Origin of the sequence: Acinetobacter sp. TYF_19 (assembly GCF_043105125.1) — a bacterium.
GTDB lineage: Bacteria > Pseudomonadota > Gammaproteobacteria > Pseudomonadales > Moraxellaceae > Acinetobacter > Acinetobacter johnsonii.
The window spans coordinates 22,531-49,001 of sequence record NZ_JBICLH010000072.1 but is presented as its reverse complement, the minus strand read 5'-3'; the positions used below and the strand labels follow the sequence as shown (position 1 = coordinate 49,001).

Genomic DNA, 26,471 nt, shown 5'->3' with positions numbered 1-26,471 from the left:
AATGATTGATTTTTTTCTCCATCTAGAACAATTATTGCCCGTACTGCTTGCAGAATACGGCCTTTGGATTTATGCGATTCTTTTTCTGATTATTTTTGCAGAAACCGGTTTCGTTTTTATGTTCTTTTTGCCGGGTGACAGTTTGCTGATTGCCATTGGTGCCCTATGTTCCAGCTCGGATTTAATCCATATCCATACCATGGGTATTTTGATGATGATTGCTGCGGTATTGGGTTATATCGTCAATTATTATACGGGTCAGAAGTTGGGCTTTAAATTTGCCCATCAGCATTCGCGTTGGCTGAAACCCGAATATATGATGAAGACCAATCAATATTTCTTAAAGCATGGCGGTAAAACTATTTTAGTGGCACGTTTTATTCCTTTTGTACGTTCTTTCGCACCTTTTGCTGCGGGCGCAGGGCATATGAACTTGGCGACTTTTATGTGGTACAACGTGACCGGTGGCCTGATTTGGATTGGTAGTTTGTTGGCGATTGGTTATGGTGTGGGCAATACCTTATCGTTTATGGTTGATGTGTTGGTTTGAGATCGAGACAGACCACATCAGCCGAGAAAAAACAAGGGTGCATAAAAAAACTCACCGCAGTGAGTTTGAGTGGAAGCCAAGGCCAGTTAGGCAGAGTTGGATACCACTTCATCAGAAAAGTCTGAATTTTTCAAAATATAGTCAATTTCTTCTTGAGCCGCGGCTTGTAGCTTACTGCGGTAGCTGGCGACGGACTCTTCAATTAAGGTTTCCGCTTCAAGCTCTAAACGTAAACGTACACTTTCTAACTCAGACAAAATTTGTGAGTCATCAATGCCAAATTTACCTTTGGCATAGTCCAGAGCTTGTTCAGGTGTTTTCTCGTAGCGTGCGGTATAGCTCAAAATTTCCTGATCGACACTTTGACGCATCACATTTAAAGCTTGGGTTTGCTCATTGAACTGACGGATTTCATCTTTTTTGAGGCTCTCCGCATAAGCTTCCTGCGCTGCGCGTTTGTCTGCCAGTGATTTTTCTAACGCTTGTTGTTTACGAATCCGCGCTTCTTCAATCAGCTGTGCTTTCAGATCGGCATACGCTTGTTCAATTCTTTGGGTCGAGACAGCTTGAGCACGTTGGTCTTGTTCAATCCAACTGTGCAAACCTGTTTCAGGTTTGAGTACATCGCAGACGCGACTCAGGTCATCAATAAAGGCCTGACGAACAGCATCAGGTACATTTAACCAGCGCTGTTTAAAATCTGGACCAACATTCAATGCCACTACGCATCTCCTTATTTAGACGGGGAATCATTTAAAGCTTGAAGGTTCGAGCTTCAACTCCGAGACGTCTATATTGTTTAAATTTTTCACGACCTTGTTGTTTGGCCGATTCGTTATTTTCAATAATTTCTATAATGTGGCTAAATTTTTCGAACTGTTCAAGAGCTTGATCGTTAAAATTGAACACAATCCAGTCGGATTGCTCAGGCAGTTGGTCTGAGATACAAATGCGCGCATCGATTTGATCAATGCCATGCGGAATAAAGCTCGTGTCATCAAAACTCCACAAACGTTCATCCAATTGCTGTTGTAGTTCAGGGTCGCTTGCATACAGCCAGATTCGCTCTGGCTGACGCAAGATTTTTCGACATAAACGACAAGTACTTTCGACTTGTCGTTCAGGACTTTGTTCAAACAAATAAAAGCTAATATTAGCCATTAGACTGCGCACGATGAGCTAAGAATTGCATCAATAATGGCACTGGACGACCGGTTGCCCCTTTATTGGCACCCGAGTTCCATGCTGTACCTGCGATATCTAAATGCGCCCAGCGGTAATCACGGGTGAAGCGTTGTAAGAAGCACGCTGCAGTTACGGCACCAGCTTTAGGCCCGCCAATGTTGGCAATATCTGCAAATGGAGAGTCTAACTGTTCTTGATAGTCATCAATCACAGGCATGCGCCAGACGCGGTCAAAGCTATTTTGACCAGCCTCAGACAATTCGGCCGCCAGTTTGTCGTCTGGGGTAAACATACCCGTTAAGACTGAACCGAGTGCCACGACACAGGCACCTGTTAAGGTTGCAATATCAATGACCAGTTCTGGGTTAAAGCGTTTTACATAGGTCAATGTATCGCACAGCACCAAACGACCTTCTGCATCGGTATTTAAAATTTCAACGGTTTGACCACTCATGGTGCTCACGATGTCACCTGGACGCGTAGCCTTACCTGACGGCATATTTTCAGCTGCCGCAATCGTACCTACGACATGAATGGCTAAACGTGATTCACACAGGGCACGGAGCGTCCCTAGAACAGATGCTGCACCACACATGTCGTATTTCATTTCATCCATACCAGCACCCGGCTTCAATGAAATGCCACCTGTATCAAAGGTGATTCCTTTACCGACCAAGACCACTGGGGCTTCAGTACGTTCAGCTTGATACTCAAGGGTAATAATACGGCCTGGGCGGTCTGAACCTTTGCTCACCGCAAGGAAGGAATGCATGCCCAGATCCGCCATTTGCTGCTCATCAAGCACATTAACACGGAGTAGGTCAGGATATTGAGCTGCCAGTTCTAAGGCTTGCTCTGCCAAATATTCAGGGAAACAGATATTGCCCGGACGGTTGCCTAAGTCACGAGCAAAGCTTTGACCTGATTGCACGGCTTCAATCAGTTTAAGTTGTGCAGCATTCAGCGGCGACTCAGCGGCAATCAGGCAGATCTGTTCAAGCACGTTGTCGGCTTTTTTTGATTTGAATTCATCAAATGCATATGCCGCTTGCGTCAAACTGAGGGCAAATAAATAATGGAGCTCAGCTGGAAGGGCTGAAAGGTCAATACTGATGTGTTTGAATTTTTTTTGTGAAGCTTTGATAATGGTTTGAGCAATTTTCACCAGCTTTGCTGCTTGTAATTCAGCTGCTTTACCGACACCCACCAAGGCTGCATTGGGGCTTGCTGGAATTTGACCAATGAGGCTCAAGGTTTCATTGAACGCGGCTTTAAACTGAGTTGCTTCAATTAAGTTGTTTAAATCATTAATTTGATAAGCATTTGCAAGGTGTTGCGTGTTTTCAGAATCTACTAATATCAACAAAAATTGGCTAGACGTATTCTCTGTGAATGACGTATTAATAGAGAGTTTCATAAGTTTTATTTAAGCCTTATAAAGTTTGAAAATGATTAAACCACTGAAACATTAACATGAATAGAGTTGCAAAGTGCAACAAGAGTACAGGTTTTATATTTTCACTATTCGGGTAAACTAGCGCTAGTTTTTATTCACCTATTTTTGGAAGAATTAATTTGATTATTCGGCGTTATCTGGTCAAACAAGTGGTGTCGACATCCTTGGTTGTGATCGCCTTATTGACCTTGATCATGATGGGCGGTCGTTTGATCAAGTATTTTGGCGTAGCCGCGCAGGGTCGCTTAGATGCAGGTATTTTATTTAGCATTATTGGCTATCGTTTGCCTGAATTTTTAACGCTGATTCTTCCTCTAGGCTTTTTTATTGGGCTGATGCTGGTTTTTGGTCGTTTGTATGTCGATCATGAAATGGCAGTACTCAATGGTAGTGGCGTCAGTCGTAACCAATTGGGGCGACTGCTGATTCCTATGACCGTGGTGTTTCTTGCTGTTCAAGCTGTGCTGATGCTTTGGATGGCGCCGTGGGGTGTTCGTCAGTTTGAGCAGCTCACCACCAGTCAGGCGGTGCGTACTGGTTTTGATTTGGTTCGACCCAAAGAGTTTATTTCATCGGGGCCTTATACCATTTATGCGGGTGACTTATCCGAAGACCGTAAGAACCTCAAAGACATCTTCTTCTATCAACGCGCTGAAGCAGAAGGTAAGCCTGATGTGATGATTTTGGCCAAAGAAGCCACGCGGGTTGAAATTGAAAATGATCCCGCCAATGTGGTGGATTTGGTGCAAGGTCGCCGTTATGAAATTTATCCGGGACAGCCGCGTTATAGCCAAGCCGAGTTTCAGTCTTATCGCCTACGTTTAGAAAATGATAAAGAAGCAAAGTTTGAAAGTGCCGATGTTGAAGCATTATCCACCATTAAACTTTGGGATAATCGTCATGATCCTGTCGTGGCGAGTGAGTTGGGCTGGCGTATTTTTGTACCGTTTGCCATTGTAGTGGCGTTGCTTCTCGCTGTGGCTTTATCTGAAGTGAGCCCACGTCAAGGACGTTACTTAAAGCTGTTTCCTGCATTGCTTATTTTTGCCAGTTTAATCGTGGCGCTGATGGCCATTAAAACCCGAGTCAGTAAAGAAGAAATGGGGATTTGGGCTTATCCAATGATCTTGGTGATTTATGCGATAGCAGCGGCTTTGTTTTCGCGTAAACAAAAGCTGGCCCCGAAAATTAAGAAAACATTACAACGAGCGGGGTCTTAATCATGTTTGCACGTCGTATAGTCGCAAAACATGTGACCAAAACCACCGCGATGGCGATGCTGGGTGCTACCGCTATTTTATCGGTCTTGCAAATTCTGTTTACCTATTTGGGTGAGCTAGGCTCCCTTAAAGAAGGTTATGGTGCTTGGGATGCTTTACGTTATGTACTGTGGGGAGCACCGCAATATCTCTATGAGATTCTACCGATTGCCGCGTTAATTGGCTCGGTACTGGGACTGGGCACTTTGGCTTCAAACAGTGAACTGATTGTGATGCGCTCGGTGGGGGTGAGTCTCTGGCGAATCGTCGGCTGGGTGATTCGTTCGGCTTTAATTTTGGTGGTACTGTCATTCGCTTTAAGTGAATGGGTGATTCCATATACCAATGAGCAAGCCAAAGGTGTGAAAAGCCATCGAACTGCGGCTGAACTTGGTGAAGTACGTGGTTACTGGACACGAGAAGGGCAGCGTTTTATTTATGTCGATTATGCCAACTCTCAAGGTCAGCTGAAAAATGTGCAAGTGGTCGACTTTGACAATAATGCTCGTTTGAAAGGCGTTTTAAATGCTGAGCAAGGTCAGTTTGTGCAAGATGGTCGTTGGATTTTAGAAAATACTGCCCAAGTTGATTTACTACCGACTGGCAACGCTGCGGCACAAAAGGCCGCTGAAACACCTTTGGCACTGGCACTGCAGCCGAAATATGTGCACATGGTGACGATTGACCCTGAAGACCTTTCACCGAGTCAATTGGTTAGTTTCATGAGCTATATGCATGAATACAGCCAAGTGCCTAAAACTTATCAGCTGGCTTTTTGGCAAAAAGTGGCGTCTCCATTTGCCTTGATTGCTTTGGTATTGATTGCTTGTTCCTTTATTTTTGGCCCACTGCGCCAACAATCGATGGGCTTTCGTTTGGTCATTGCACTGTTTACAGGCTTAGGTTTCTTTTACCTGCAAGACTTCTTGGGTTATGCAAGTTTGGTGTATTCACCTTCACCCGCATGGTTCGTTTTTGTGCCGATTTTACTGATGTTTGTCGCAGGTGGTTATTTATTACAACGTGCGCGATAACTGTACGATATTGAAGAAAACAATGCGGATGATGGTGTTAAACCATCATGCCTGCATAGAGTCTTGACCGAAAATTCGGTAAGATAGAGCGATGAATTTGTAGACAAAAAAAGAGTGCTTATTATGGCGGATGCAACTGCTGGCAAAATCCCTCACGTACTGGTCATTATGGATGGTGTGGGACACCGTGAAGCGATTGAAGACAATGCTTTTTTAGCAGCGAATCGACCGAATTTAACAGCGATTGAAGCAAAGCATCCGCATAGCTTAATTTCAGGTTCTGGTGAAGACGTGGGTCTGCCAGATGGCCAAATGGGTAACTCTGAAGTGGGCCATATGAACTTGGGCGCAGGTCGTGTGCTCTATCAAGACTTTACCCGAATCACCAAAGAGATTCGTACGGGTGCTTTTTTCGAGCATGAAGTTTTGGTTGATGCTGTTGAAAAAGCCAAAGCAGCGGGTGGTGCGTTGCACATCATGGGGCTATTGTCTGAAGGTGGGGTCCATTCACACGAAGACCACATTGTTGCCATGGCTGAACTTGCGTTAAAACGCGGTGCAACCGTGTATCTCCATGCCTTCTTAGATGGTCGTGATACCCCGCCACGCAGTGCACAGCATTCTTTAGAAAAATTAGATGCATTGTTTGCTCAATATCCAAATCAAGGTCGTATTGTGAGTCTCATTGGTCGTTATTTTGCGATGGATCGAGATAACCGTTGGGACCGTGTGGAACAAGCCTATCGTTTACTCACAGAGTCTGAAGCAACACGTACTGCAGCTACAGCCGTTGAAGGTTTAGCATTGGCTTATGCCGCAGACGAATCTGATGAATTTGTCAAAGCAACACGCATTGGCGATGCTGTAAAAGTTCAAGATGGTGACAGCATCGTCTTTATGAATTTCCGTGCGGATCGTGCGCGTGAAATTACCAAAGCGTTTGTTGAAAAAGATTTTGCAGGCTTTGCGCGTAAAGTCGTACCAAACCTATCTAAGTTTGTGATGTTGACACGCTACCAAGCCAGTATTGATGCACCTGTGGCATATATGCCTGAAGCATTAAAAAACTCGATTGGTGAATATCTTTCAGATCTTGGTAAAACCCAATTACGTATTGCTGAAACTGAGAAATATGCACATGTGACATTCTTCTTCAGTGGTGGTCGTGAAGATGAATATCCAGGTGAAAAACGTATTTTGATTCCATCACCGAATGTGGCTACTTATGACCTCAAGCCAGAAATGAGCGCATATGAAGTAACCGATGAATTGGTGGCTGCGATTAACTCTGGTGAGTTTGATCTATTGGTGGTGAACTATGCCAATGGCGATATGGTTGGTCATACGGGCGTGTTTAATGCTGCAGTGAAAGCAGTGGAAGCCGTTGATTTATGCTTAGGCCGTGTCTATGAGGCGGTGATGGCACAAAAAGGCCATATGTTAATTACGGCTGACCATGGTAATGTTGAACAAATGCAGGATTATCACAGTGGTCAGGTGCATACTCAGCATACGACAGAATTGGTGCCTTTTATCTATGTCGGCCCAACTCAAGCAACCATTGCTGAGGGGGGCGTATTGGCCGATGTCGCACCAACCTTGTTAAGCTTGATGCATCTTCCTGTTCCAGCAGACATGCAAGGTCGTAACTTAATTACATTAGACGTATAAATCAATTTGGGTGGGTAAATGGCAAAAGCATCGTGGACTTCAATAGGTGTAGTGATTGCTTTAGGTCTGAGTCTGATCCACCCGATGGGGGCTGTTGCAAAAACTGCGGCAGCACCCGCTTTTGATGATGAACTGGAACAAGGTTATGTTGAGGTTCCAATTGAATCAATTCAACAATTTGTACAAATCTACGGTTTAGTCAAAGACAATTATGTGGCTGAACGTAGTGATGAAGCACTGTTTCAACAGGCTATTAAAGGTTTAGTCGGTGGCTTAGACCGTTATTCTCGCTATTTATCTCCTCAAGAATATAAACAACTGGTGCAATATACTGAAGGGGATTTGGCTTCAGTTGACTTCAGTTTAGAGTTTGATTCTCGCTTACAACAATGGCTGATTCGTGGATTAAAACCTGACTCAGATTCCAGTAAATTGGGCTTAAAAAATGGGATCTCCGTTTTTAAAGTGGATGATCAAGAGCTACGCAAGCTCAACCATGCTCAAGTCAATGAATTACTCAGTGGGGCAATTGGTAGTACCATTAGCCTACAGTTAAAAGCCAATTCAACGCCGATCAATTTAGTCCGAACCAAAAAGGTTGAAACCGATATTCAGGCGCAACTGTTGAATAACCAAGTTTTGGTGCTCAAGGTACGGGTGTTTCAACAGGATACGGCCAATGAAATTCAGCAATTGATAGAAGAGCATCAGTCTTCGCGTTTAAAAGCGGTCTTGATTGACCTCAGAAATAATCCCGGGGGGCTGTTGTCTGCCGCAGTTGAATCTGCCGATTTATTCTTAAATCAAGGGGTAATTGTTTCAACCCAAAGCCGTTCTGAAGGGGATCAACAGTTCCAAGCTTTACCAAGTCTAGAGTTTCAAAATTTAAAAGTGGGCATTTTGATTAATGACCGTTCTGCATCGGCCGCGGAAGTGTTTACCGCCGCGCTGAAAGAGCATGGACGGGCGTGGGTGATTGGTGAAAAAAGTTATGGTAAGGGCGTGGTGCAAAAACTATTTCCACTATCGAATGGCGCAGCTCTGCAAATGACCGTGTCACACTATTACACCCCAAGTGGGCAAATGATTGAGGGGGTGGGGATTGCGCCAAATCAGGTGTACCCAATGCCACATGAACTCAAAGACGAAAGCTATGTTGAACATGTGGCAGAGATTCTAATTAACCGTCGTTAAGTCTCTAAACGGAATCGTCTTCGCCATCTAGCCCGAATTTCTTCAAGCGATAACGTAAAGAACGGAAAGACATGCCGAGCTTTTTAGCCGCCAGTGTTCGGTTCCAGTGGGTAAGATTGAGCGCATTCATCAAAATTTCTTTTTCAATTTTTTCTAAATACAGCTCTAAACCCTCTTCGGGTAATTTACGCGAAGGCATATGACTGAGTTGATCATTGCCAACAGTACCTTGTTGGGTGGCATTGGCAAAGTTGGTCTGAGCAATCGGTCGCAGTGGGGCTGTTTGCAAGTGTGGTAAGTCGATACTGCTTTCATCACTTAAGGTGATGGCACGTTCCATCATGTTGCGTAGTTCACGCACATTGCCTGGATAATATTGGGCCAATAAAAACTCACGTGCACGTTCACTCAGTGGTTTGACTGGGATGTCCCATTCTTGGCAGATTTTCTGAATGAAATGTTGTGCCAAAAGAATAATGTCATTGCCACGCTCACGTAGGGCAGGCAGCACAATGTCCATGACATGGATGCGGAAGTATAAATCCTGACGGAACTTGCCTTGTTGCACCAGTGCTTCTAAGTCTTGATGGCTGGCACTAATCACACGGAAATCGACATCAATTTCGGTATCACTCCCAATGGGACGAATACGTTTTTCTTGTACCGCGCGCAGCAGTTTTACCTGCATAGTGAGTGGTAACTCAGCAATTTCATCTAAAAATAAACTGCCGCCATGCGCAGATAGAATCAGCCCTTGTTTGTCTTGAGTCGCCCCTGTAAAACTACCCTTACGGTGTCCAAATAATTCACTTTCCATCAGTTCAGTCGGAATGGCACCGCAATTAATGGCAATTAATGGCCCTTCATTACGATTGCTCAGGCGATGTACCAGATTAGCCACCACTTCTTTGCCAGTGCCTGATTCACCCGTAATAAAGACAGGGGCTTGCGAGCGTGCAATTTTCTTTAAGGTTATGCGTAGCTGTTGAATAGGAAGGGACTGACCAATCAGCAGACGATGTTCAAGCGTATCTTCTTGGATATGCAGCTGATTGATGGGTTGATTAAAGGCTTTTTGTAAAAGTTGCTCTAAATGTTTTTGGTTGATTGGTTTACTGACAAAATCAAACGCACCAGCTTTAAGTGCTGCAATCGCAATATCCATATTGCCGTAAGCAGTCAGCACTGCAACAGGCAAATTAGGATAATTTTGAGCAATAAAATCGACCAAGCTCAGACCATTACCATCGGGTAAATTAAGATCGGTTAGACAGGCATCATATTGATGCGTTTTCAGGGCTTGAACCGCCTCTTGTAAGCGATAGGCAATATGTGTATCAATCCCCATCCGACTTAAAGACATTTGCATCAGTGTACATAAGTCTTGTTCGTCATCCACCAATAAAACAAGTGGTTTTTTTTCCACGTTTAACCCCAAAAATTACACGTCATTGTTTATACGGGGGCATTCAATCCGAAAGCATGCCCCTATTTTTTGTTCTACATAGTATAGCTTAGCTTGGTTGGCTTCGCAGAAACTATGGGATAAATATAATCCTAACCCAGTTCCATTGATTGAGGTACTAAAAAACGGTTGAAACAGGGTGCTTTGATCCTGAGTGGCGACCCCTTCACCAAAATCGCAGACATCAATGTGGACGAGGTTTTTATAGCTATAGACTCGAATGTGAATGTGCTCTGCTTCAGCTGCATTATGCCGAATGGCATTTCGAATCAGGTTGATCAGCACTTGCCTCAGTTGTTGTTCATCAAACTGAATCTGAGCTTGATCGGAAATGCGGTAATCAATTTGATCTTTGACATCGGGCAAATCTTCAACGATAAAACGTTCTAAAAAAGCGGCGACATCAATCAAGGTTGGATAGGTTTCTTTACTGCGTGCCATGCTCAGTGTATCGCCAATAATTTTATCAATCCGTGAGGCTTGTTTGGCGATCATGTTCTGTAACAGGGCTTGCTCAGGATCGTTCACCTGCATCAATTCATTGGCTTGGGTGATGGCAGCCAATGGATTGCGGATTTCATGGGCAATACTGGCAGAAAGTTGACCCAGTGCAGCCAGCTTGAGTTGTTGTACACGTTGATTAATTTTTTGTGCATCTTGTAGGACGAATAAGGTCAGTGTTTGGTTCGGGACTTGAAGTTTTTGAATTTCGATCTGAATTTGAAAGCGACTCAGCTGGGATGTAAATTGGAATTTTTCTCCATTCTTCAGTTGGTCGAATTTGAGGAGTTCAAATAAATCAGGCTGTGCTTTGTACAAAGGATATTTATCGTGAGCATAAATCGGGGAGATACCCAATAATGCACAGGCTGCAGGATTACTCAGCACCATGTGGCAGTTTTCATCGAGAACCAAATAGCCGAGCTCGGTTTGCTCTAAAATATAACGGTTAATGTTTTGCAGTTGATCCAGTTCTTGGGACTGATAGAAGTTTAAATTTTCAAGGACTTGAAAACGTCGTACTGCAATTTGTCCAGATCCATAAACCACAAAGAACAAAAAGGCGAGCACGGCACTGTTGCCAATGGTATTCAGTGAACTAATTGAAAATAGCGTTCCAATAAAGTGTTGATAAACCAGTGTAATCACAGCAATCAAGGTAATGATGAGTGCTTTTTGTTTATCGACCAATACACAAGAGGCAAAGATCGTGATCACAAACAATAAGCTTAACTGTAAGTTCGGACCGTCGGTGGCGAAAGTGAGTAAGCTGAGGCTAATGACATCGATGATAAACAACAAGGTGAGCTGAAGTGGTATGCGCTTGCGCACATGCTTGAGGCTCAATAGCTGAAAGGCACTGATAAAAATAAAGCCAATCAGGACAGAACGATACAATACTGGATATTGATAATTGGAAAACAGTTGCTCATAAGTCAGCAGATAAACCAACAATAAACAGCAACCAATAAACAGTCGATAAGACGCATACCAAACACCTAGACGGTATTGATTTAACTGAATATTGGTTGAGTATTGCAGCATGTGGGTGTTAGTCAGCTTGCATCAGGGTTTAATTAAACCATAACGAATAGCAAGGTGAGTCAGCTTCACATCACTGTCGATGTTGAGCTTTTCAAAAATTCGGTAACGGTAAGTATTGACCGTTTTTACGCTCACAAAAAGTTTGTCAGAAATTTCTTGTGCACTAATGCAATTCACGACCATCATCGCCACCTGCATTTCACGTTCAGACAGAGCATCAAAAGGCGAGGTTTGTGTATCCGATAGATAAGAACTGGCCAGTTGTTCAGCAATATCAGCGCTGAAATATTTGCCACCTTGCATCACTTTATTGATGGCGCGTACCATTTCGGTCACAGGTGCACCCTTTGTAATGTAGCCTTTGGCGCCAGCTTTGAGTAACAGGGAAGGATAAGGCTCTTCAGCTAGGCCACTGACTGCCAGTACTTTGGTCTCGGGTGCGGTTTGCAGTAAGCGGCGTGTAGTTTCAACTCCACCAATACCTGGCATGTTGACATCTAACAGAACCACATTCGGGTGATGTTGACGGACGAGATTAATTGCTTCTTCACCAGATTCAGCTTGGCCAATGACTTGAACATCGGCATGGTCCTCGAGCATTCGACAAATCCCTGTACGTACTAACTCATGGTCATCTACCACTAAAACTGTGATCACCTAGCTCTTCCTCACTATAAAAACCATATTTTTTGTTACATAAAGCAAAATAAGCTTGCAATGAAACGACAAAATTAGCAATCCTATTCTTAGGCTTATTTGAAAAGATATGCACGCTGTCGACGGCAATGCTGTTCGCATTGTGTACAAATGTAAGGCATATTGGCGTGAATACGCAAATGTATCTTATGGGTTATGAAGTTGAGTGAAGAAAAGTGAAAAAATCAAATAAATTTTTAATGCATCTATTGGGATGGTCGATTGCAACGACGGTCAGTACCCATAGCTTTGCAGACTTGGTGATGAATCCGGGCTCGGGCCCTAGCCAAGCAAGCATGAGCTGGTCTGCAGCAGATGCAGAACAGTTTCTGAATGATGATCTCATGGAAGATCCTGAAGAGTACGCTCCTCAGGGTTCAACAAAAGTCACCACCAGTATTCGCAGTTCTAACGGTGTGGTGACGAATAATAGTACCTCGAAAACAGTACAAATTTTCGATACCTCGAAATATTCAAACCAACCCAATGTCAATGCTCGTGCAGCACTGGTGATGGATGGCAATACAGGTGAAGTGCTGTACAGTAAAAACAGTAATACCGCGCTGCCGATTGCTTCGATTACTAAGTTGATGACGGCAGTGGTGATTTCAGATGCACGTTTAAATATGTCTGAAAACATTACTTTACAGCAAGCGGACTTTTCGTGTTCGGGTTGTAAAAGTTCAAGCTCGTCCCTGCGTGCAGGAGACAGTATGAACCGTGCAGAGGCATTGTTATTTGCATTAATGAAGTCAGAAAACCCAGCAGCATCGGCGCTTGCACGGACGTATCCGGGTGGTCGCTCAGCCTTTGTTTCGGCGATGAATGCCAAAGCCAAATCTTTGGGTATGAATTCAACTCATTATATGGAGTCGACAGGTCTACATCCAGGTAATGTCGCTTCAGCACGTGACTTGGGTATTTTGGTCAATGCCGCATCACAGTATGGTCTGATTCGTCAGTTCTCAACCACAGCCAGCTATGACTTTAACTTGGGCTATCGTGTATTAAAATCAAACAATACCAATGCCTTGGTTCGTAATGGTGGTTGGAATATTAATATTTCAAAAACAGGTTTCATTAATGAAGCCGGTCGTTGTGTGGTAATGCATACCACTTTAAATAACCGTCCAGCAGTGGTGGTGTTATTGGGTGCGGACTCATCTGCAGCACGTACCAATGATGCAACGCGCCTAATGAACTGGGCAAGCCAATTACCAAAACGTATTTAACCCGACTTTGTTTTTGTTCACTCAACAACGAAAATTGAGTCATAAAAAAGCCCTGCATATGCAGGGCTTTTTTTGTCTTCTCTCAATTACATGTTTGAAAGAATTGAATCGCGAACTTGTTCTAAAGTGGCATCGATTGATAGCATGACCGCATCAGAACACTGTTTGATCGCAGTATCTGGGTCTTTTAGACCATTACCTGTCACGGTACAGACAATCACAGAACCTTCTGCAATTTTACCGGCTTTGATGTCACGGATTGCGCCGCCAATAGATGCTGCAGAAGCAGGTTCTACAAAGACACCTTCATACATTGAAAGTAAACGCTGTGCTTCTAAAATTTCTGCATCAGTCAGTTCATCAAACCAACCTTGAGAGTCACGAACCACTGCTTTCGCATGGTTCCAGCTTTGTGGGTTACCAATACGAATTGCTGTTGCAACTGTTTCAGGGTTTTCAACGGGTGCACCACGTAAGAAAGGTGCAGCACCTGCTGCTTGGTAACCCACCATGGTTGGTAGGCCTTCAGGTTTTGGACCTGTGAATTGATCTGTTTCAGCATTGTAAATCACTTGCTCAAATTGATCTGCAGGTTGATTGGCAACTGCTTCGGTATAACCCATCCAGTGTGCAGTAATGTTTCCTGCGTTACCTACTGGTAGGCAGTGGTAATCTGGTGCACGGCCTAACTCATCGACGATTTCATAAGCAATGGTTTTTTGACCTTGCAAACGGTATGGGTTGATTGAGTTTACGATGGTCACTGGGGCTTTGTCGGCAATTTCTTTAACCAGACGCATGCCGTCATCAAAGTTACCGCGGATTTGCATGGTGATGGCACCATACATCATTGCTTGCGCCATTTTACCCATGGCAATTTTGCCTTCAGGGATTAAAACGAATGCTTTGATGCCAGCACGCGCTGCATAAGCCGCAGCAGCAGCTGATGTATTACCTGTAGAGGCACAAATAATCGCTTTTGAGCCTTCTTCAACGGCTTTAGTAACCGCCATGGTCATACCACGGTCTTTAAATGAACCAGTCGGGTTTAAGCCCTCGTACTTCACATAAATTTCAACATTTTTGCCAATTAAACGTGGAATGTTCTCGAGTTTAATCAGTGGCGTATTACCTTCACCCAAAGAAATAGCGCGAGTAGTTGCAGACACTGGTAAACGGTCGCGATAACGGTCAACTAAACCAGTATAACGATTGGCATTCGACATGATGATGTTCCAATTGTGTGTAGAGCTTGGAGAGGAAGAGAAGAGCGTTCTTTTCCTCAACCCGATTAATTATCAAGCGATTCTAAACGAATTCGCACGATTTCGCCATGAATGACGGGTAAGGCTTGAATTTGAGCAAGTGCCTCGTCCATTTTTGATTCAACGACTGGATCAGTCAAAATCACGATTGGAATAAGGTCTTTTAAGCGTGGTTGTTGCATGATGGCATCGATACTGATGCCTGCACGGCTCAGAATCGTGGTTACATCGGCCAAGACGCCAGTTTGATCTTCTGCATTAATCCGAATGTAATAACCTGTAGTCATTTCTTCACGGCTTAAAATGGGCACATTGGTCAGTGCTTCGAAGGCCAATTGCGGAATCGTTCCAGCACCATCTTCGGTATACGAGATATCACGGACGATATCAATAACATCTGCAACGACCGCAGAAGCGGTTGGGCCCGCGCCTGCGCCTGCGCCATAGTACAGGGTTGGGCCGACAGCATGGGCTTGTACCAAGACAGCATTTTTAACGCCGTTGACATTGGCAATCAGTTCTTCCGCAGGGATCAAGGTCGGGTGAACACGAAGTTCGATGCCATTCGCTGCGCGGCGCGCAATTCCCAAGTGCTTAATACGGAAACCCAGCTCTTCAGCATACTTCACATCTTGTGCTGTGATTTTACTGATGCCTTCAGTATAGACTTTGTCAAACTGTAGCGGAATACCAAAAGCACACGATGCTAAAATCGTGAGTTTATGTGCAGCATCAATGCCTTCGACATCAAAAGTTGGATCAGCTTCGGCATAACCCAGCTCTTGTGCTTCTTTGAGCACATCGGCAAAGGCACGACCTTTTTCACGCATTTCAGTCAGAATAAAGTTACCTGTACCATTGATGATACCCGCTAACCAATTAATCTTGTTTGCCGCTAGGCCTTCGCGCATCACTTTAATGATGGGAATGCCTCCTGCAACCGCAGCTTCATAGGCAATTTGCACGGCATTGTCATCCGCCAGTTTGAACAGCTCATTACCATGTTCAGCAAGTAAAGCTTTGTTCGCGGTGACCACTTGTTTACCATGTAAAATGGCTTCTTTAATCACTTCATATGCAGGGTGGATGCCACCCATGACTTCAACCACAACATCGACATCAGGCTGACGCACAATGTCGAGTAAGTCAGCACTTTGCTTGACCTCATCGCCTAAGTCTAAGTCTGGACGAGGGCGGCGTGTGCCGACATAGGTAATTTGAATTTCACGACCGGTGCGACGTTTAATCTCAGCAGCATTTTCATTTAGTAGTTTAAGGGCACCACCACCCACAGTACCAAGACCGAGGATTGCCAGACGAACTGGTTTCACGTCACACTCCAATTTACTTATATATATTGAACCAAGCCTAGATCATAGCTAAAAAAACTGTGAGACTCTAGGAGAGAAATCATTTTATGTTCAACTATAAATATTAGTTAAATAGCAAATAAAAATTAGTTATTTAAGACGATTTAATAATTCACTTGGGGCCAAATAACCACCGAGATATTCACCATCTTCATTGTAGATCGCAGGTGTCCCATTTACGCCCATGTTCAGACCCAACTGGTATTGATCTCGCACTGGGTTTTTACAGGTCGCTGGTGGAAGTTGAGCACCTGAAATTGCTTGATCAAAGGTAGCTTGACGGTCTGCGCTACACCACACACTTTCCATGGCTGGCATGAACTGTTCGCCACGCGGCCATGCAATGTAACGTACTTCAATGCCTTGAGCTGTGATTTCAGGGATGTGTTCGTGCAGTTTATGGCAGTAAGGGCAGCTGGCATCGGTAAAGACATAAACCACATGCTTGGTCTTGCCTTTGGCTTTATAAACCAGTAAGTCTTCAGTTTTGAGCCCTGCTAGAAGCTTTTTGTTGGCTTCAGCTTGCAGATTGTCGCTGACGTTGTGGAGTGTTTTATCGCCCAAGCGAATCACATCACCTTGGATAATATATTTACCATCTGCCGTGGTATAAACCGAGCTCATCCCTTCAAGATTGACCCAAAATAAATTTGGCACTTCAGTGGTTTTGATATCGATGATTTTGGCATTGATATTGGCTGTTTTGAAATGCTTTTGAAGAGTGTCAATTAAACGTTGCTTTGCGTTGCGTTCCGTCAAAGTCGACGCTTCACCTGTGGCTGGCGCGCTTGCTGTTAAAGAGTCTTGTTTTTTTTCTTCAGTGTTATTTGAACATGCTGTAAATAGAACACTTGAAGCAATGGCACAGGCAATGAACAATGGTTTACGGGTAAATAACATAGATAACCCTTTTTCTTTTGACTTTATAAAAACAGAGCGCCAAGCATAGCAAAAAAAGTACAGGACTCGGTAATACTTCGTAGTCTTCGTGCTAAAAACAGCCTTAAGTTATGGATGATCAAGACCTTAAGCTCTTGGGTGATGGCTGGCATGCAGTTGTTGCATACGCACTTGTGCGACATGGGTATAAATTTGTGTCGTGGACAGATCACTATGTCCCAATAACATTTGTACCACACGCAAGTCGGCGCCGTGATTGAGTAAATGCGTTGCAAAAGCATGTCGTAAGGTATGTGGAGAAAGTTCTGCTTGAATTCCTGCTTGTAAGGCATAACGCTTAATGGCATACCAAAAGTTTTGTCGACTCATGATGCCACCATGTTGGGTGAGAAACAGATAGTCAGTTGCAGATTTATATAATTGCGGACGTGATTCAATTAAGTATTTTTCGACCCACTCCACTGCGATTTGCCCCAAAGGTACCAAGCGTTCTTTATTGCCCTTACCTGTAATTCTTAAATAGCCTTGTTTTAAATTGATTAAGTCTAGGCGTAAGTTCAGTAGCTCAGATACACGTAAACCACAGGCATACAACACTTCAAACATGGCACGATCACGGAGTCCGAGAGCAGTTTCAATATTTGGAGCTTGAATTAAGGCATCCACGTCTTGCTCAGACAAATCTTTAGGCAGTGCGCGGCCAATTTTGGGTGTTTTATGTAGCGCAACAGGGTTGTCTGAACGCAGTTTTTGTTCCCGTAGAAATTTAAAAAAAGAACGCAGAGCAGACAGACAGCGCGCAATGGAGCGCGGGCTTTTGCCTTGCTTGGTGAGGGTCAGCAGAACATCGGCGACATCGTCACTGCTCCATTTGGGCATGCTCACCTGACTGCACTCGCTGCACTGCAATAAGTCAGAGAGATAAGCATTTCGGGTGTGTGGGCTGACGGTTTGTGCAATGAGATAATCTTTAAAGCCGTGTAAAAAACTGAGCTGAGTTGGAATTTGAACAGGCGCAGGCACACGCGGTTTTTTATTTAACATAAGCTCTCAAGCACATCATCACGGAAAGACAAAAACAAGGAATAGGGGTTTTATTCAATGTAGTGTAATCATTCTCGCTTGTCGATGTGTTATAACAGATGCGAATCATTATCGAATCTGATTTGGTAATTATTCTCATTTGTTTGTATACTGTTCAAAATATTAAAGGGTTGGATGCGGTGCGTTTATCTGATTTAAAAGTCAAACAAACTGCCATCATTAACAAAGTGAATCATACTTTGGATGGCGAAGCTCAGACTGATTTGGTGGCTAGTCGTCTTGAAACATTAGGCTTTGTCGCAGGTACAAAAGTACAGGTGATTACCAAAGGTGTTTTTGGTGGCGATCCAATTTTAATCCAAGTGGGTTTTACACGTTTCGCCTTAAGAAAAGTTGAAGCTGAAAAAATTGAAATTCAAGTCGAAGGAGCACCTAGATGAGTGATGCCTTGCGTGTTGCCCTTGTAGGTAATCCAAACTGCGGTAAAACTTCGTTATTTAACCATCTCACTGGAACACGCCAAAAAGTAGGTAACTATGCGGGTGTAACGGTTGAGCGTAAAGTTGGTCAATTTACTCTTCCTTCAGGTCAAGCAGTTCGCGTGCTGGATTTGCCAGGGACGTATAGCTTAGATGCGACCAGCCCTGATGAAATGATTACCCGCGACGTGGTGATGGGGAAAATTGCAGACGAAGGTCAGCAAGATGCTTTCTTATGTGTCGTTGATGCAACCAACCTCAAACTTCACCTTGGTTTAGTGATTGAACTGATTGCATTGGGCCGTCCAATGTTAATCGTTTTAAACATGATGGATGAAGCACGTCGCCGTGGCATGCAAATCAATACCCAAAAGCTTTCTGAGCGTTTGGGTGTGCCGATCGTTGAAACCGTTGCGGTACGTAATTCGGGTATTGAAAGCCTACTCAGCGCTTTAGAGCAGGGCAAATATGCCGTGCCTTATACCGAGCTGACGGGCTTAAAAGGTGACACTGCGCATGAGAAAGTAGAAAATTTATTACATGACGCCGTGCAGTACGTCGATGAAGAAGACAAGCGAACGGATTTTCTGGATAAGATTTTTCTACATCCAGTTTTGGGGCTAGTTAGCCTTGCAGTCATGATGTTTATTGTCTTCCAAGCCGTTTTTTCTTGGGCAGCGCCGTTTATGGATGGGATTGAAACCTTCTTTGGCTGGCTGGGTGAAACCATCGGTGGGTCAATTAGCCACCCTTTACTTAACAGTTTGGTGGTAGATGGGATTATTGCGGGTGCGGGCGGTGTCGTGGTGTTCTTGCCGCAGATTTTAATTCTGTTCTTCTTTATCTTGGTATTGGAAGAGTCGGGTTATTTACCGCGTGCCGCGTTTTTGTTGGATAAGCTGATGTTTAAAGCAGGTCTTTCTGGGCGTGCCTTTATTCCATTGTTGTCTAGCTTTGCCTGCGCAATTCCGGGCATCATGGCATCGCGTACCATTAGTGATCCGCGTGACCGTTTGACCACGATTTTTGTGGCACCACTCATGACGTGTTCAGCACGTTTACCTGTATATGCCTTGTTAATTGCTGCTTTTATTCCTGAACAAACCGTTTGGGGGATCTTCAATCTGCAAGGCTTGGTGTTGTTTGCTTTATATATGGCTGGGATTGTGAGTGCACTGTGTGTATCTTTCGTTCTGAAATTCTTCCATAAAGACAAGTCACAGCATATGTTGATGATGGAGTTGCCAAGTTATCGTTTCCCTGACTTAAAGAATATTTGGATTGGTTTACTTGACCGTGCCAAGATCTTCTTGCGTCGTGTGGGTGGCATCATTTTCGCGTTGTCTATTTTGTTGTGGTTCTTATGTACCTTCCCGCAAGCTCCTGAAGGCGCGACTTTACCTGAAATTGATTATTCATTTGCCGGGATGCTCGGTCATTTGCTGCAACCAATTTTTGCCCCGCTGGGCTTCAACTGGCAGATTTGTATTGCCTTGATTCCAGCCATGGCTGCTCGTGAAGTCGTGGTGGCAGCTTTAGGTACGGTATATGCCTTATCTGCTGTCGATGATGATGCCATGTCACAAGGTTTGGCTTCACTCATCAGTAGTGGCGGTGAGCTCGGCTGGTCGGTAGCGGCTGGTCTGTCTTTATTGGTGTGGTTTATTTATGCACCGCACTGTTTGGCGACTTTAGCGACGGTCAAACGTGAAACAGGTTCATGGAAAACCGTGAGTTTTATGACCATTTACTTGTTTGGTTTGGCTTATTTCATGTCATTCCTGACCTATCAAATTGCAACGCACTATTTGGGCTAATCGGCGTAAATAGGCGAGGAGATTGAGATGATTGAAATTCTAATTGTTGCTGCTCTAGTGATCTGGAGTGCAGTGGTGGTATTTAAGAGAGTATTTCCTAAGACATCGGGTTCAGTTTTCATGTCCTTGTCCGCACTGTGTGAGGCTCGTGGTTGGACACGTTTAGCAACGTGGTTAAAGCCGTCAATGGCTGGCGGGTGTGGCGGAAACTGTGCCTGCCCAGCAACAGAAGACAGCAATGCGAAAAAGCCTGAAGTTCAGGCGGTGAAGTGGAAATAAAACGATTTTTGCTCACAAATAAAAAAGCCGTCCAAGAGGGACGGCTTTTTTACGCACTGACACAAAAAAAGTGCAGGAAAGTCAAAACAGAAAAAGCATTCAAAACAGCAAAGTGCTAACATTTCCGCAGATAAATCTCAGACCAAGCATGGGGCAAAAATGTTAATACAACGTGGTGGACTTAAGGTCGTTGCAGGGCTCGGCATTTCTGGTGTTGCAGCGGTCAATTTTTTACATAACCAAGGCTACCGCGTTGCAGTAACGGACTCTCGATCGACCCCGCCCGGTCATGACCAAATTCCAGCAGAGGTACAAACCAGTTTTGGTCAGTTTGATACAGAACTGTTGTTGTCTGCTGAAGAAATCGTTATTAGCCCTGGGCTCGATCCGAAACTACCTGAAATTCAAGCTGCGATTGCCAAAGGCATCCCCGTGGTGAGTGAAATTCAAATCCTACGCCGTGCAACCGACAAGCCGATCATGGCCATTACTGGGTCGAATGCAAAAAGTACCGTGACGACCTTGATTGGTCTGATGGCTGAACATGCAGGCGTGAAAGTCGCGGTAGGCGGTAACCTTGGTCGCCCAGCGTTGGATTTGACCAAAGATGAGCCAGATTTATACATTTTAGAGCTATCCAGCTTTCAGTTAGAAACCACTTCAAATTTACAAGCTGAAGTTGCGGTGGTGCTGAATATGAGTGAAGACCATCTTGACCGTCATGGCGATATGATGGGCTATCACACCGCGAAGCATCGCATTTTCCAAGGCGTGAAAAAAGTCGTTCATAACCGCGATGACTCACTTACTCGTCCTTTGGTCCCTGATGCTACGCCAATGCAAAGCTTTGGTTTAAATGCACCTGATATGAATCAGTACGGTGTATTAAGAGATGACGACGGTACGATCTGGTTGGCTCGTGGCCGCACACGTTTATTGAACAGTGCAGAGATGTATATTCAAGGCACACACAATGTGGCCAATGCTTTGGCCTGTTTGGCTTTGGGCGAGGCAATCAACTTACCACTGGAGTCGATGTTGGAAACGCTGAAAAGCTTTAAAGGCTTAGAGCATCGCTGTGAGTTTGTGAAAGAAGTTGAGGGTGTTCGTTACTATAATGACTCTAAGGGCACCAACGTCGGCGCAACACTGGCTGCGATTGATGGTCTAGGCGCTGCGATTGAAGCCAAAGGCGGCAAAGTCGCGATCATTTTAGGTGGTCAAGGCAAAGGGCAAGACTTTAGCGCTTTACGTGAGGCTTTGAGCAAATACGTGAAAGTGGCGGTATTGATTGGTGAAGATGCCGCGTTGATTGAAAAAGCCGTGGCAGGAACGACGACTTTACTGCATGCTGAGACTTTAGAGCAGGCGGTTGCACTTTGCCAAGCCCATACCCAAGCCCATGATGTCGTGTTATTGTCACCCGCATGTGCAAGTTTTGATATGTTCAGTGGTTACCCACAGCGCGGACATCAGTTTGTCGCTTGTGTGCAAGAACTCCACTAAAAATAATAAGGAAATTGAGATGGCTGAGTTTGCTCAGACAACGATCAATAAAATTAACCAGTTTTATAGCCGTTGGGCGCCGTGTGTACCCAGCGAAGTGACACCACGTAATGTGTTGATCTTCTGCGTCGTTGCGTTGTTGTGTTTAGGTTCGATCATGGTCGCATCTGCGTCGATGCCTTATGCTGAACGCCTTCATGAGAATTCATTTCACTATGTCCTTCGTCACGGGATTTCAATCGCGGTGGCTGGCGTTTTGGCCTATGCGGTATACCGAGTTCCGCTCAATGTTTGGTTCAATAACACCTTTCCGTTGTGGATTTTGACCATTTTACTGCTGGCTGCTGTGTTGGTCGTCGGTACGGAGGTCAATGGTTCGACCCGCTGGATTCGTGTTGCGGGCTTTACGTTACAGGCTTCTGAGGTTGCCAAAGTGATGATGGCGATTTTCACCGCGGACTATGTGGTACGGCGTGCCGAAGAAGTAAGAAATAACATCAAAGGTTTGATTCGTCTCGGTATCATTATGCTGTTGACGGTGGGTTTGATTATCGCGGAGCCCGACTTGGGTGCAACCGTGGTGATTAGTTTGATGATGCTCGGGATTTTCTTCCTTGCTGGCGCGCCGTTGATTCAGTTTGGTATGGCTTTTGGTGCAATTTTTGCGGCCTTTGTCTTTCTGATTGTGTTTGAGCCTTACCGTTTTGAACGTCTCATGTCTTTCTCAAACCCTTGGGAAGATCCGCTAGGTACTGGTTACCAGCTTTCCAATGCCTTGATGGCTTTTGGGCGTGGTGAATGGTTTGGTGTAGGACTTGGCCATAGTGTACAGAAAATGGCCTACTTGCCTGAAGCGCATACCGACTTCATGTTGGCCATTTTAGGCGAAGAGTTTGGCTTTTTCGGGATCACTACGGTCTTAATTCTGTCCTTTACCATGTTGCTGTGCTGTATCAAAGTGGGTCATCGTGCCTTGAAAAATCAGTACTTGCGTGCGGGTTATTTGGCTTATGGGGTATCGATTATTTTCTTACTGCAAATTTTGGTAAACGCAGGTATGAATATGGGGATGCTGCCAACCAAAGGTTTGACCCTACCTTTTATTAGTTATGGAGGTTCATCACTGATTATGTGTGCAGTGATGATCAGTTTGATTTTGAAAATTGATGCAACAACACAAAGTGCTAATCCAACCAAAGAAGAATCCAGCTTCTAAGCGGGTTGTTCTTTCATCACGCTTTCCGCAGACTAAACGTACTTTTCGTTTTATGCGGATAGCGTTTGAGCCCTTCTAAATTTTTTGAATTTCTTTCAATTACAAACGTTGCGCACTAGACCTCGCGTTGAGTTTCTGCCGCAATCGTTTTGCTATAAATAGATACCGTGCAGGGTAGTATGGTGCGGAATTAGTGAAACATCCCATTGCGCAATGGCTTGTTGCAACATTCGTTCAGGGTGGTCTAACGCGACAGATGGCTGATTTAGAGCATGTATCGCTTGAGCGAGTAGTGCTGGTGCTTGGTTAAGATCCAGTGCCTGTGCCATATTTTGTTTAGACAACTTTTGCCCTTGATCATTCATGGCTAAAGGCAGATGCATATAGCTAAGACGTGGGTAATCTAGCAGCTGACCTAAATAAATTTGTCGCTCGGTATTATCCAATAGATCTGCACCACGAACCACGTGGCTGATGCCTTGTAGGTAGTCATCCACCACGACTGCTAATTGATAATTGATAATGCCATCGCGGCGTTTCAATACAAAGTCACCGAGCTCATGTGCCAGTTGTGAGCAGTGTCTGCCCTGCAGAGCATCATCAAAACAAATTTCGACATCTTCCACTTTGACGCGAATGGCTTGTTGCTCAAAAGGCAGAGCAAGGTCACGGCAGGTGCCTGCATAAATGTGGTTAGAACCGAGCATTTTGCGGGTGCACTGACAGGCATAGACCAGTTTGAGTTGATGCAGTTGTTGAATCACGTCTTCATATAGGTCGAGACGATCTTTTTGGAAAATAATCTCCGCATCGGGCTGAAAGCCGAAAGCCTCAATACAACGCAAGATATGGCTTTCACTGCCGGGGTAAATACGCGGGATATCGGTATCTTCAATACGAACCAACCATGTGCCTTGATGTGCTTTTGCTTCGCAATAACTGGCAACGGCTGTGATGAGTGACCCAAAATGCAAAGGGCCGGTTGGCGATGGCGCAAACCGACCCACATAAGCCATCCTGTTGTCCCCCTCCTTATGTAAAGGAGGGGTTGGGGGAGGATTATTGAATAACATGATTAACCGTTATTTTGCTTCTCTTTGATTTCTGCCAGTGTTTTGCAGTCAATACATAAAGTTGCTGTTGGACGGGCCTCTAAACGGCGCAGACCAATTTCGATACCACAGGTTTCACAGAAACCATAGTCATCGTTTTTAATCGCTTCAATTGATTGCTCGATTTTGCGGATGAGTTTACGTTCACGGTCACGTGTACGTAGTTCAATTGCAAACTCTTCTTCTTGTGTCGCGCGGTCATTCACATCAGGCAAAGCGGTGTTTTCGTCTTGCATGGTGTTGAGTGTGCGGTCAACTTCTGACATCAACTCTGCTTTCCATGCCAACAAAATTTGGCGGAAGTGCTCAAGCTGACCTTCAGACATGTATTCTTCATTTTTTTTCGGCTGATAAGGTTCAATACCAAATAAGCTTGCAGTAGAACCACCGTCAGTCGCTTTAGGCTTAGTTTTGCGCACACGTTTTGTAGATTTTTCATCTACAACATCAGTTTGTTCGTCTAAGACAGTATTTTGGTTGTCATTCGCCATTTAGGGCAATCCTCATCATATACGTATCTTTAATACGCAAAAAATATGGTGATATGCAAGTGTTTTTATCCACCCTCGAGGAGATTCACCCTCGGGGGTCGTCATCATATAGACTTTTTAAGTATTTTGATAGTCTTTGATGTTTGGATTAAATTGATCACTTTTTCGTAAGAGCAACTAAGGTAATTGAAAACGATAAAAATGAAAAGTTAATAACCTGAAATTTCAACATTTATTTTTTGCTGTGCGTGTAAGACACGTTCTACGTGGGTTTCATGGCTGCCATCTGCGTTTAATTGTAAAATACGATAACCTGGTGCTTGCTCATCTAAGGCAAAATGATCACTTAAAGGCTTAAATTGGACACTGGTAGATGGCGTCGAGTAAAACTGAATACCATGCCATTCACGCCATGATTCTTGATGGACATGTCCCGACAGCACAATTTTGACATTGTGGTATTTCGCAAGAACCGCAGTGAGGTCTTGGGTGTTCTTGAGTTTATGTTGATCAATCCATTTTGACTGCATTTCAAATGGATGATGATGACAGGCAATCACAATGTGCTGCTGGGCAAATTCTTGTAGGATTTGTTCCAGTTGGTTCAATTGTGTTTCATCGACCCAGCCATCGATTTTACCTTTGACGGCACTATTGAGTAAAACCACACTCCAAGGACCAAAGTGAATCACGTGGACTTTGTTTTGTTGCTGATGAAAAGGGAAGTGTTCGGCATTGTCATGATTGCCCGGAACCTGATAAAACGGCGTCTTTAAACTCTGCATAAAGTCTAAATAGCGTTGATAGGTTCGAGGCACAGGTACTTGTGCCAAGTCGCCCGTATGGACGAAGGCATCAATTTGTGGATGACGTTCCACAATGTGTTGTATTACATGATGAAAGCTTTGCTCTGGATTCATACGGACAAATTCCAGATGATCTTGATCCATCAAGTGCGTATCTGAAATTTGGATAATGGTCCAATTTTTTTCATTATTTAAAGTCATGCCTGACCCCTTAGACATTCCTTGTCGTTTTAATCTGTTGTTGTAGCCATTGCAAGGCCATTATGACAGGCGCATTTCTGAGCCGACCATTGGAAAGTAATGTATCGATCTGCGCATAATCAATCAGGTGTAATAAAATATTTTCACCTTCATCGGGCATACCAAATACACCACCTTGTTCGGGTAAATCGGCCGCAGCACTATACAGATGAAACAGTTCTGCACAGGCACCTGCAGAAGGATAAAAGCTAAACAGATGTTGTAAGTGTTCAATCTGACAGCCTGATTCTTCTAATGCTTCACGGCGAATACAGCTTTCAGGTGATTCATCACCATCTAATACTCCCGCAATAATCTCCAGCTGCCAAGCTGAATCTTGATCATCCATAGCACCAATACGAAACTGTTCAATCAAGGCAAATTTTTGTTGTGCATCATCATAAATCAAGACACCCGCAGCTTCAGGACGCTGAATGAGCTCACGTGAAATCACAGAGGTGTACTCAGTTTGATTAAACAGGCGATGACGTAAATTTACTTTTTCTACGTGAACAAAACCCTGAAAAACAAAGGCCCTGTCTACAATTTGGACATCTTCACTGTGATATGTAGCTTGCTTAATTATGTTCATAAAGCGCAATCAGGATGAAATTTATCATTTCATCCTAACTGAGAATCACATGATTACAAAAGGTTTT

At 44.2% G+C, this 26,471-nt stretch carries 25 protein-coding genes; 11 read left to right on the top strand and 14 right to left on the bottom strand.

Going from position 1 to position 26,471, the window contains the following annotated elements; genetic code table 11:
- Position 1: 1 nt before the first annotated feature.
- A complete protein-coding gene (locus ACF8FD_RS10640) occupies positions 2 to 550 on the top strand; it encodes a VTT domain-containing protein (protein WP_242759933.1) in 549 nt (182 codons plus the stop codon).
- An 86-nt stretch (positions 551 to 636) separates the two neighbouring features.
- Here the strand turns inward: ACF8FD_RS10640 and ACF8FD_RS10635 are convergent, their stop codons facing one another.
- From ACF8FD_RS10635 to ACF8FD_RS10625, 3 genes are read right to left on the bottom strand one after another with little or no spacing between them, the layout of a single operon-like run.
- A complete protein-coding gene (locus ACF8FD_RS10635) occupies positions 637 to 1,272 on the bottom strand; it encodes a hypothetical protein (RefSeq protein ID WP_125273430.1) in 636 nt (211 codons plus the stop codon).
- 31 nt (positions 1,273 to 1,303) lie between these two features.
- Entirely contained in the window at positions 1,304 to 1,711 is a 408-nt protein-coding gene (locus ACF8FD_RS10630; protein WP_242759935.1) for a DNA polymerase III subunit chi, read from the bottom strand.
- Complete coding sequence (locus ACF8FD_RS10625) at positions 1,704 to 3,152, bottom strand: leucyl aminopeptidase (RefSeq protein WP_242759936.1); 1,449 nt, start codon at positions 3,150 to 3,152, stop codon at positions 1,704 to 1,706. Before ACF8FD_RS10625 ends, ACF8FD_RS10630 begins: the two co-directional genes overlap by 8 nt.
- A 158-nt stretch (positions 3,153 to 3,310) precedes the next feature.
- Here ACF8FD_RS10625 and lptF point away from each other — a divergent pair, with 158 nt between their 5' ends.
- From lptF to ACF8FD_RS10605, 4 genes are all read left to right on the top strand, one after another.
- Entirely contained in the window at positions 3,311 to 4,411 is a 1,101-nt protein-coding gene (lptF, locus tag ACF8FD_RS10620) for an LPS export ABC transporter permease LptF (protein WP_279733548.1), read from the top strand.
- Between the two features lie 2 nt (positions 4,412 to 4,413).
- Entirely contained in the window at positions 4,414 to 5,484 is a 1,071-nt protein-coding gene (lptG, locus tag ACF8FD_RS10615) for an LPS export ABC transporter permease LptG (protein ID WP_242759938.1), read from the top strand.
- A 123-nt stretch (positions 5,485 to 5,607) separates the two neighbouring features.
- The gene (gpmI, locus tag ACF8FD_RS10610; RefSeq protein ID WP_392453370.1) at positions 5,608 to 7,155 is read left to right on the top strand and encodes a 2,3-bisphosphoglycerate-independent phosphoglycerate mutase; all 1,548 of its coding nucleotides are present in this window, start codon (positions 5,608 to 5,610) and stop codon (positions 7,153 to 7,155) included.
- 18 nt (positions 7,156 to 7,173) lie between these two features.
- Complete coding sequence (locus tag ACF8FD_RS10605; protein ID WP_392453369.1) at positions 7,174 to 8,349, top strand: S41 family peptidase; 1,176 nt, start codon at positions 7,174 to 7,176, stop codon at positions 8,347 to 8,349.
- 4 nt (positions 8,350 to 8,353) lie between these two features.
- On the opposite strand, the gene ACF8FD_RS10600 is transcribed toward ACF8FD_RS10605, so the two are convergent.
- The 3 genes from ACF8FD_RS10600 to ACF8FD_RS10590 all read right to left on the bottom strand — a co-directional run bounded on the left by ACF8FD_RS10600 (position 8,354) and on the right by ACF8FD_RS10590 (position 12,016).
- Complete coding sequence (locus tag ACF8FD_RS10600; RefSeq protein ID WP_392453376.1) at positions 8,354 to 9,718, bottom strand: sigma-54-dependent transcriptional regulator; 1,365 nt, start codon at positions 9,716 to 9,718, stop codon at positions 8,354 to 8,356.
- Between the two features lie 72 nt (positions 9,719 to 9,790).
- Positions 9,791 to 11,359 carry a PAS domain-containing sensor histidine kinase gene (locus ACF8FD_RS10595; protein WP_131229856.1) on the bottom strand — a complete coding sequence of 523 codons (1,569 nt, stop codon included), beginning with the start codon at positions 11,357 to 11,359 and terminating at the stop codon, positions 9,791 to 9,793.
- A 21-nt stretch (positions 11,360 to 11,380) separates the two neighbouring features.
- Positions 11,381 to 12,016 carry a response regulator gene (locus ACF8FD_RS10590; RefSeq protein WP_004692836.1) on the bottom strand — a complete coding sequence of 212 codons (636 nt, stop codon included), beginning with the start codon at positions 12,014 to 12,016 and terminating at the stop codon, positions 11,381 to 11,383.
- A 215-nt stretch (positions 12,017 to 12,231) separates the two neighbouring features.
- Here ACF8FD_RS10590 and ACF8FD_RS10585 point away from each other — a divergent pair, with 215 nt between their 5' ends.
- The gene (locus ACF8FD_RS10585; protein WP_392453368.1) at positions 12,232 to 13,287 is read left to right on the top strand and encodes a serine hydrolase; all 1,056 of its coding nucleotides are present in this window, start codon (positions 12,232 to 12,234) and stop codon (positions 13,285 to 13,287) included.
- Positions 13,288 to 13,373: 86 nt separating this feature from the next.
- On the opposite strand, the gene thrC is transcribed toward ACF8FD_RS10585, so the two are convergent.
- From thrC to xerD, 4 genes are all read right to left on the bottom strand, one after another.
- A complete protein-coding gene (gene thrC, locus ACF8FD_RS10580; protein ID WP_058868731.1) occupies positions 13,374 to 14,513 on the bottom strand; it encodes a threonine synthase in 1,140 nt (379 codons plus the stop codon).
- Positions 14,514 to 14,578: 65 nt separating this feature from the next.
- On the bottom strand, positions 14,579 to 15,883 hold the full coding sequence (locus tag ACF8FD_RS10575) for a homoserine dehydrogenase (RefSeq protein ID WP_125273421.1): 1,305 nt from the start codon (positions 15,881 to 15,883) through the stop codon (positions 14,579 to 14,581).
- 129 nt (positions 15,884 to 16,012) lie between these two features.
- On the bottom strand, positions 16,013 to 16,822 hold the full coding sequence (locus ACF8FD_RS10570; protein ID WP_392453367.1) for a DsbC family protein: 810 nt from the start codon (positions 16,820 to 16,822) through the stop codon (positions 16,013 to 16,015).
- A gap of 126 nt (positions 16,823 to 16,948) precedes the next feature.
- Positions 16,949 to 17,866 carry a site-specific tyrosine recombinase XerD gene (xerD, locus tag ACF8FD_RS10565; RefSeq protein WP_392453366.1) on the bottom strand — a complete coding sequence of 306 codons (918 nt, stop codon included), beginning with the start codon at positions 17,864 to 17,866 and terminating at the stop codon, positions 16,949 to 16,951.
- Between the two features lie 179 nt (positions 17,867 to 18,045).
- On the opposite strand from xerD, the gene ACF8FD_RS10560 reads away from it, so the two are divergent.
- From ACF8FD_RS10560 to ftsW, 5 genes are all read left to right on the top strand, one after another.
- A complete protein-coding gene (locus ACF8FD_RS10560; RefSeq protein WP_010325703.1) occupies positions 18,046 to 18,306 on the top strand; it encodes a FeoA family protein in 261 nt (86 codons plus the stop codon).
- Positions 18,303 to 20,162, top strand: a complete 1,860-nt coding sequence (locus ACF8FD_RS10555) for a ferrous iron transporter B (protein ID WP_392453365.1) — start codon at positions 18,303 to 18,305, stop codon at positions 20,160 to 20,162. Before ACF8FD_RS10560 ends, ACF8FD_RS10555 begins: the two co-directional genes overlap by 4 nt.
- A 27-nt stretch (positions 20,163 to 20,189) precedes the next feature.
- Entirely contained in the window at positions 20,190 to 20,441 is a 252-nt protein-coding gene (locus tag ACF8FD_RS10550; protein WP_286407530.1) for a DUF6587 family protein, read from the top strand.
- A gap of 159 nt (positions 20,442 to 20,600) precedes the next feature.
- On the top strand, positions 20,601 to 21,947 hold the full coding sequence (gene murD / locus ACF8FD_RS10545) for a UDP-N-acetylmuramoyl-L-alanine--D-glutamate ligase (protein ID WP_392453364.1): 1,347 nt from the start codon (positions 20,601 to 20,603) through the stop codon (positions 21,945 to 21,947).
- 19 nt (positions 21,948 to 21,966) lie between these two features.
- On the top strand, positions 21,967 to 23,163 hold the full coding sequence (ftsW, locus tag ACF8FD_RS10540) for a putative lipid II flippase FtsW (protein WP_058868736.1): 1,197 nt from the start codon (positions 21,967 to 21,969) through the stop codon (positions 23,161 to 23,163).
- A gap of 152 nt (positions 23,164 to 23,315) precedes the next feature.
- Here the strand turns inward: ftsW and gluQRS are convergent, their stop codons facing one another.
- The 4 genes from gluQRS to ACF8FD_RS10520 all read right to left on the bottom strand — a co-directional run bounded on the left by gluQRS (position 23,316) and on the right by ACF8FD_RS10520 (position 26,404).
- Positions 23,316 to 24,236 (bottom strand): tRNA glutamyl-Q(34) synthetase GluQRS, encoded by a 921-nt coding sequence (gene gluQRS, locus ACF8FD_RS10535; protein ID WP_392453363.1) that lies wholly within the window; start codon positions 24,234 to 24,236, stop codon positions 23,316 to 23,318.
- A gap of 2 nt (positions 24,237 to 24,238) precedes the next feature.
- A complete protein-coding gene (gene dksA / locus ACF8FD_RS10530) occupies positions 24,239 to 24,766 on the bottom strand; it encodes an RNA polymerase-binding protein DksA (protein ID WP_004692816.1) in 528 nt (175 codons plus the stop codon).
- Between the two features lie 209 nt (positions 24,767 to 24,975).
- Entirely contained in the window at positions 24,976 to 25,773 is a 798-nt protein-coding gene (gene cpdA, locus ACF8FD_RS10525; protein ID WP_205667310.1) for a 3',5'-cyclic-AMP phosphodiesterase, read from the bottom strand.
- Between the two features lie 10 nt (positions 25,774 to 25,783).
- Positions 25,784 to 26,404, bottom strand: a complete 621-nt coding sequence (locus ACF8FD_RS10520; RefSeq protein WP_392453362.1) for an NUDIX domain-containing protein — start codon at positions 26,402 to 26,404, stop codon at positions 25,784 to 25,786.
- Positions 26,405 to 26,471: the final 67 nt, after the last annotated feature.

Bases quoted from the DNA above. Each gene is read 5' to 3' on its own strand.
- ACF8FD_RS10640 (WP_242759933.1), top strand. From the start codon at position 2: ATGATTGATTTTTTTCTCCATCTAGAACAATTATTGCCCGTACTGCTT.
- ACF8FD_RS10630 (WP_242759935.1), bottom strand. From the start codon at position 1,711: ATGGCTAATATTAGCTTTTATTTGTTTGAACAAAGTCCTGAACGACAA.
- ACF8FD_RS10625 (WP_242759936.1), bottom strand. From the start codon at position 3,152: ATGAAACTCTCTATTAATACGTCATTCACAGAGAATACGTCTAGCCAA.
- lptG (WP_242759938.1), top strand. From the start codon at position 4,414: ATGTTTGCACGTCGTATAGTCGCAAAACATGTGACCAAAACCACCGCG.
- gpmI (WP_392453370.1), top strand. From the start codon at position 5,608: ATGGCGGATGCAACTGCTGGCAAAATCCCTCACGTACTGGTCATTATG.
- ACF8FD_RS10605 (WP_392453369.1), top strand. From the start codon at position 7,174: ATGGCAAAAGCATCGTGGACTTCAATAGGTGTAGTGATTGCTTTAGGT.
- ACF8FD_RS10600 (WP_392453376.1), bottom strand. From the start codon at position 9,718: ATGCAAATGTCTTTAAGTCGGATGGGGATTGATACACATATTGCCTAT.
- ACF8FD_RS10595 (WP_131229856.1), bottom strand. From the start codon at position 11,359: ATGCTGCAATACTCAACCAATATTCAGTTAAATCAATACCGTCTAGGT.
- thrC (WP_058868731.1), bottom strand. From the start codon at position 14,513: ATGTCGAATGCCAATCGTTATACTGGTTTAGTTGACCGTTATCGCGAC.
- ACF8FD_RS10570 (WP_392453367.1), bottom strand. From the start codon at position 16,822: ATGTTATTTACCCGTAAACCATTGTTCATTGCCTGTGCCATTGCTTCA.
- xerD (WP_392453366.1), bottom strand. From the start codon at position 17,866: ATGTTAAATAAAAAACCGCGTGTGCCTGCGCCTGTTCAAATTCCAACT.
- ACF8FD_RS10555 (WP_392453365.1), top strand. From the start codon at position 18,303: ATGAGTGATGCCTTGCGTGTTGCCCTTGTAGGTAATCCAAACTGCGGT.
- ACF8FD_RS10550 (WP_286407530.1), top strand. From the start codon at position 20,190: ATGATTGAAATTCTAATTGTTGCTGCTCTAGTGATCTGGAGTGCAGTG.
- murD (WP_392453364.1), top strand. From the start codon at position 20,601: ATGTTAATACAACGTGGTGGACTTAAGGTCGTTGCAGGGCTCGGCATT.
- ftsW (WP_058868736.1), top strand. From the start codon at position 21,967: ATGGCTGAGTTTGCTCAGACAACGATCAATAAAATTAACCAGTTTTAT.
- gluQRS (WP_392453363.1), bottom strand. From the start codon at position 24,236: ATGTTATTCAATAATCCTCCCCCAACCCCTCCTTTACATAAGGAGGGG.
- dksA (WP_004692816.1), bottom strand. From the start codon at position 24,766: ATGGCGAATGACAACCAAAATACTGTCTTAGACGAACAAACTGATGTT.
- cpdA (WP_205667310.1), bottom strand. From the start codon at position 25,773: ATGACTTTAAATAATGAAAAAAATTGGACCATTATCCAAATTTCAGAT.
- ACF8FD_RS10520 (WP_392453362.1), bottom strand. From the start codon at position 26,404: ATGAACATAATTAAGCAAGCTACATATCACAGTGAAGATGTCCAAATT.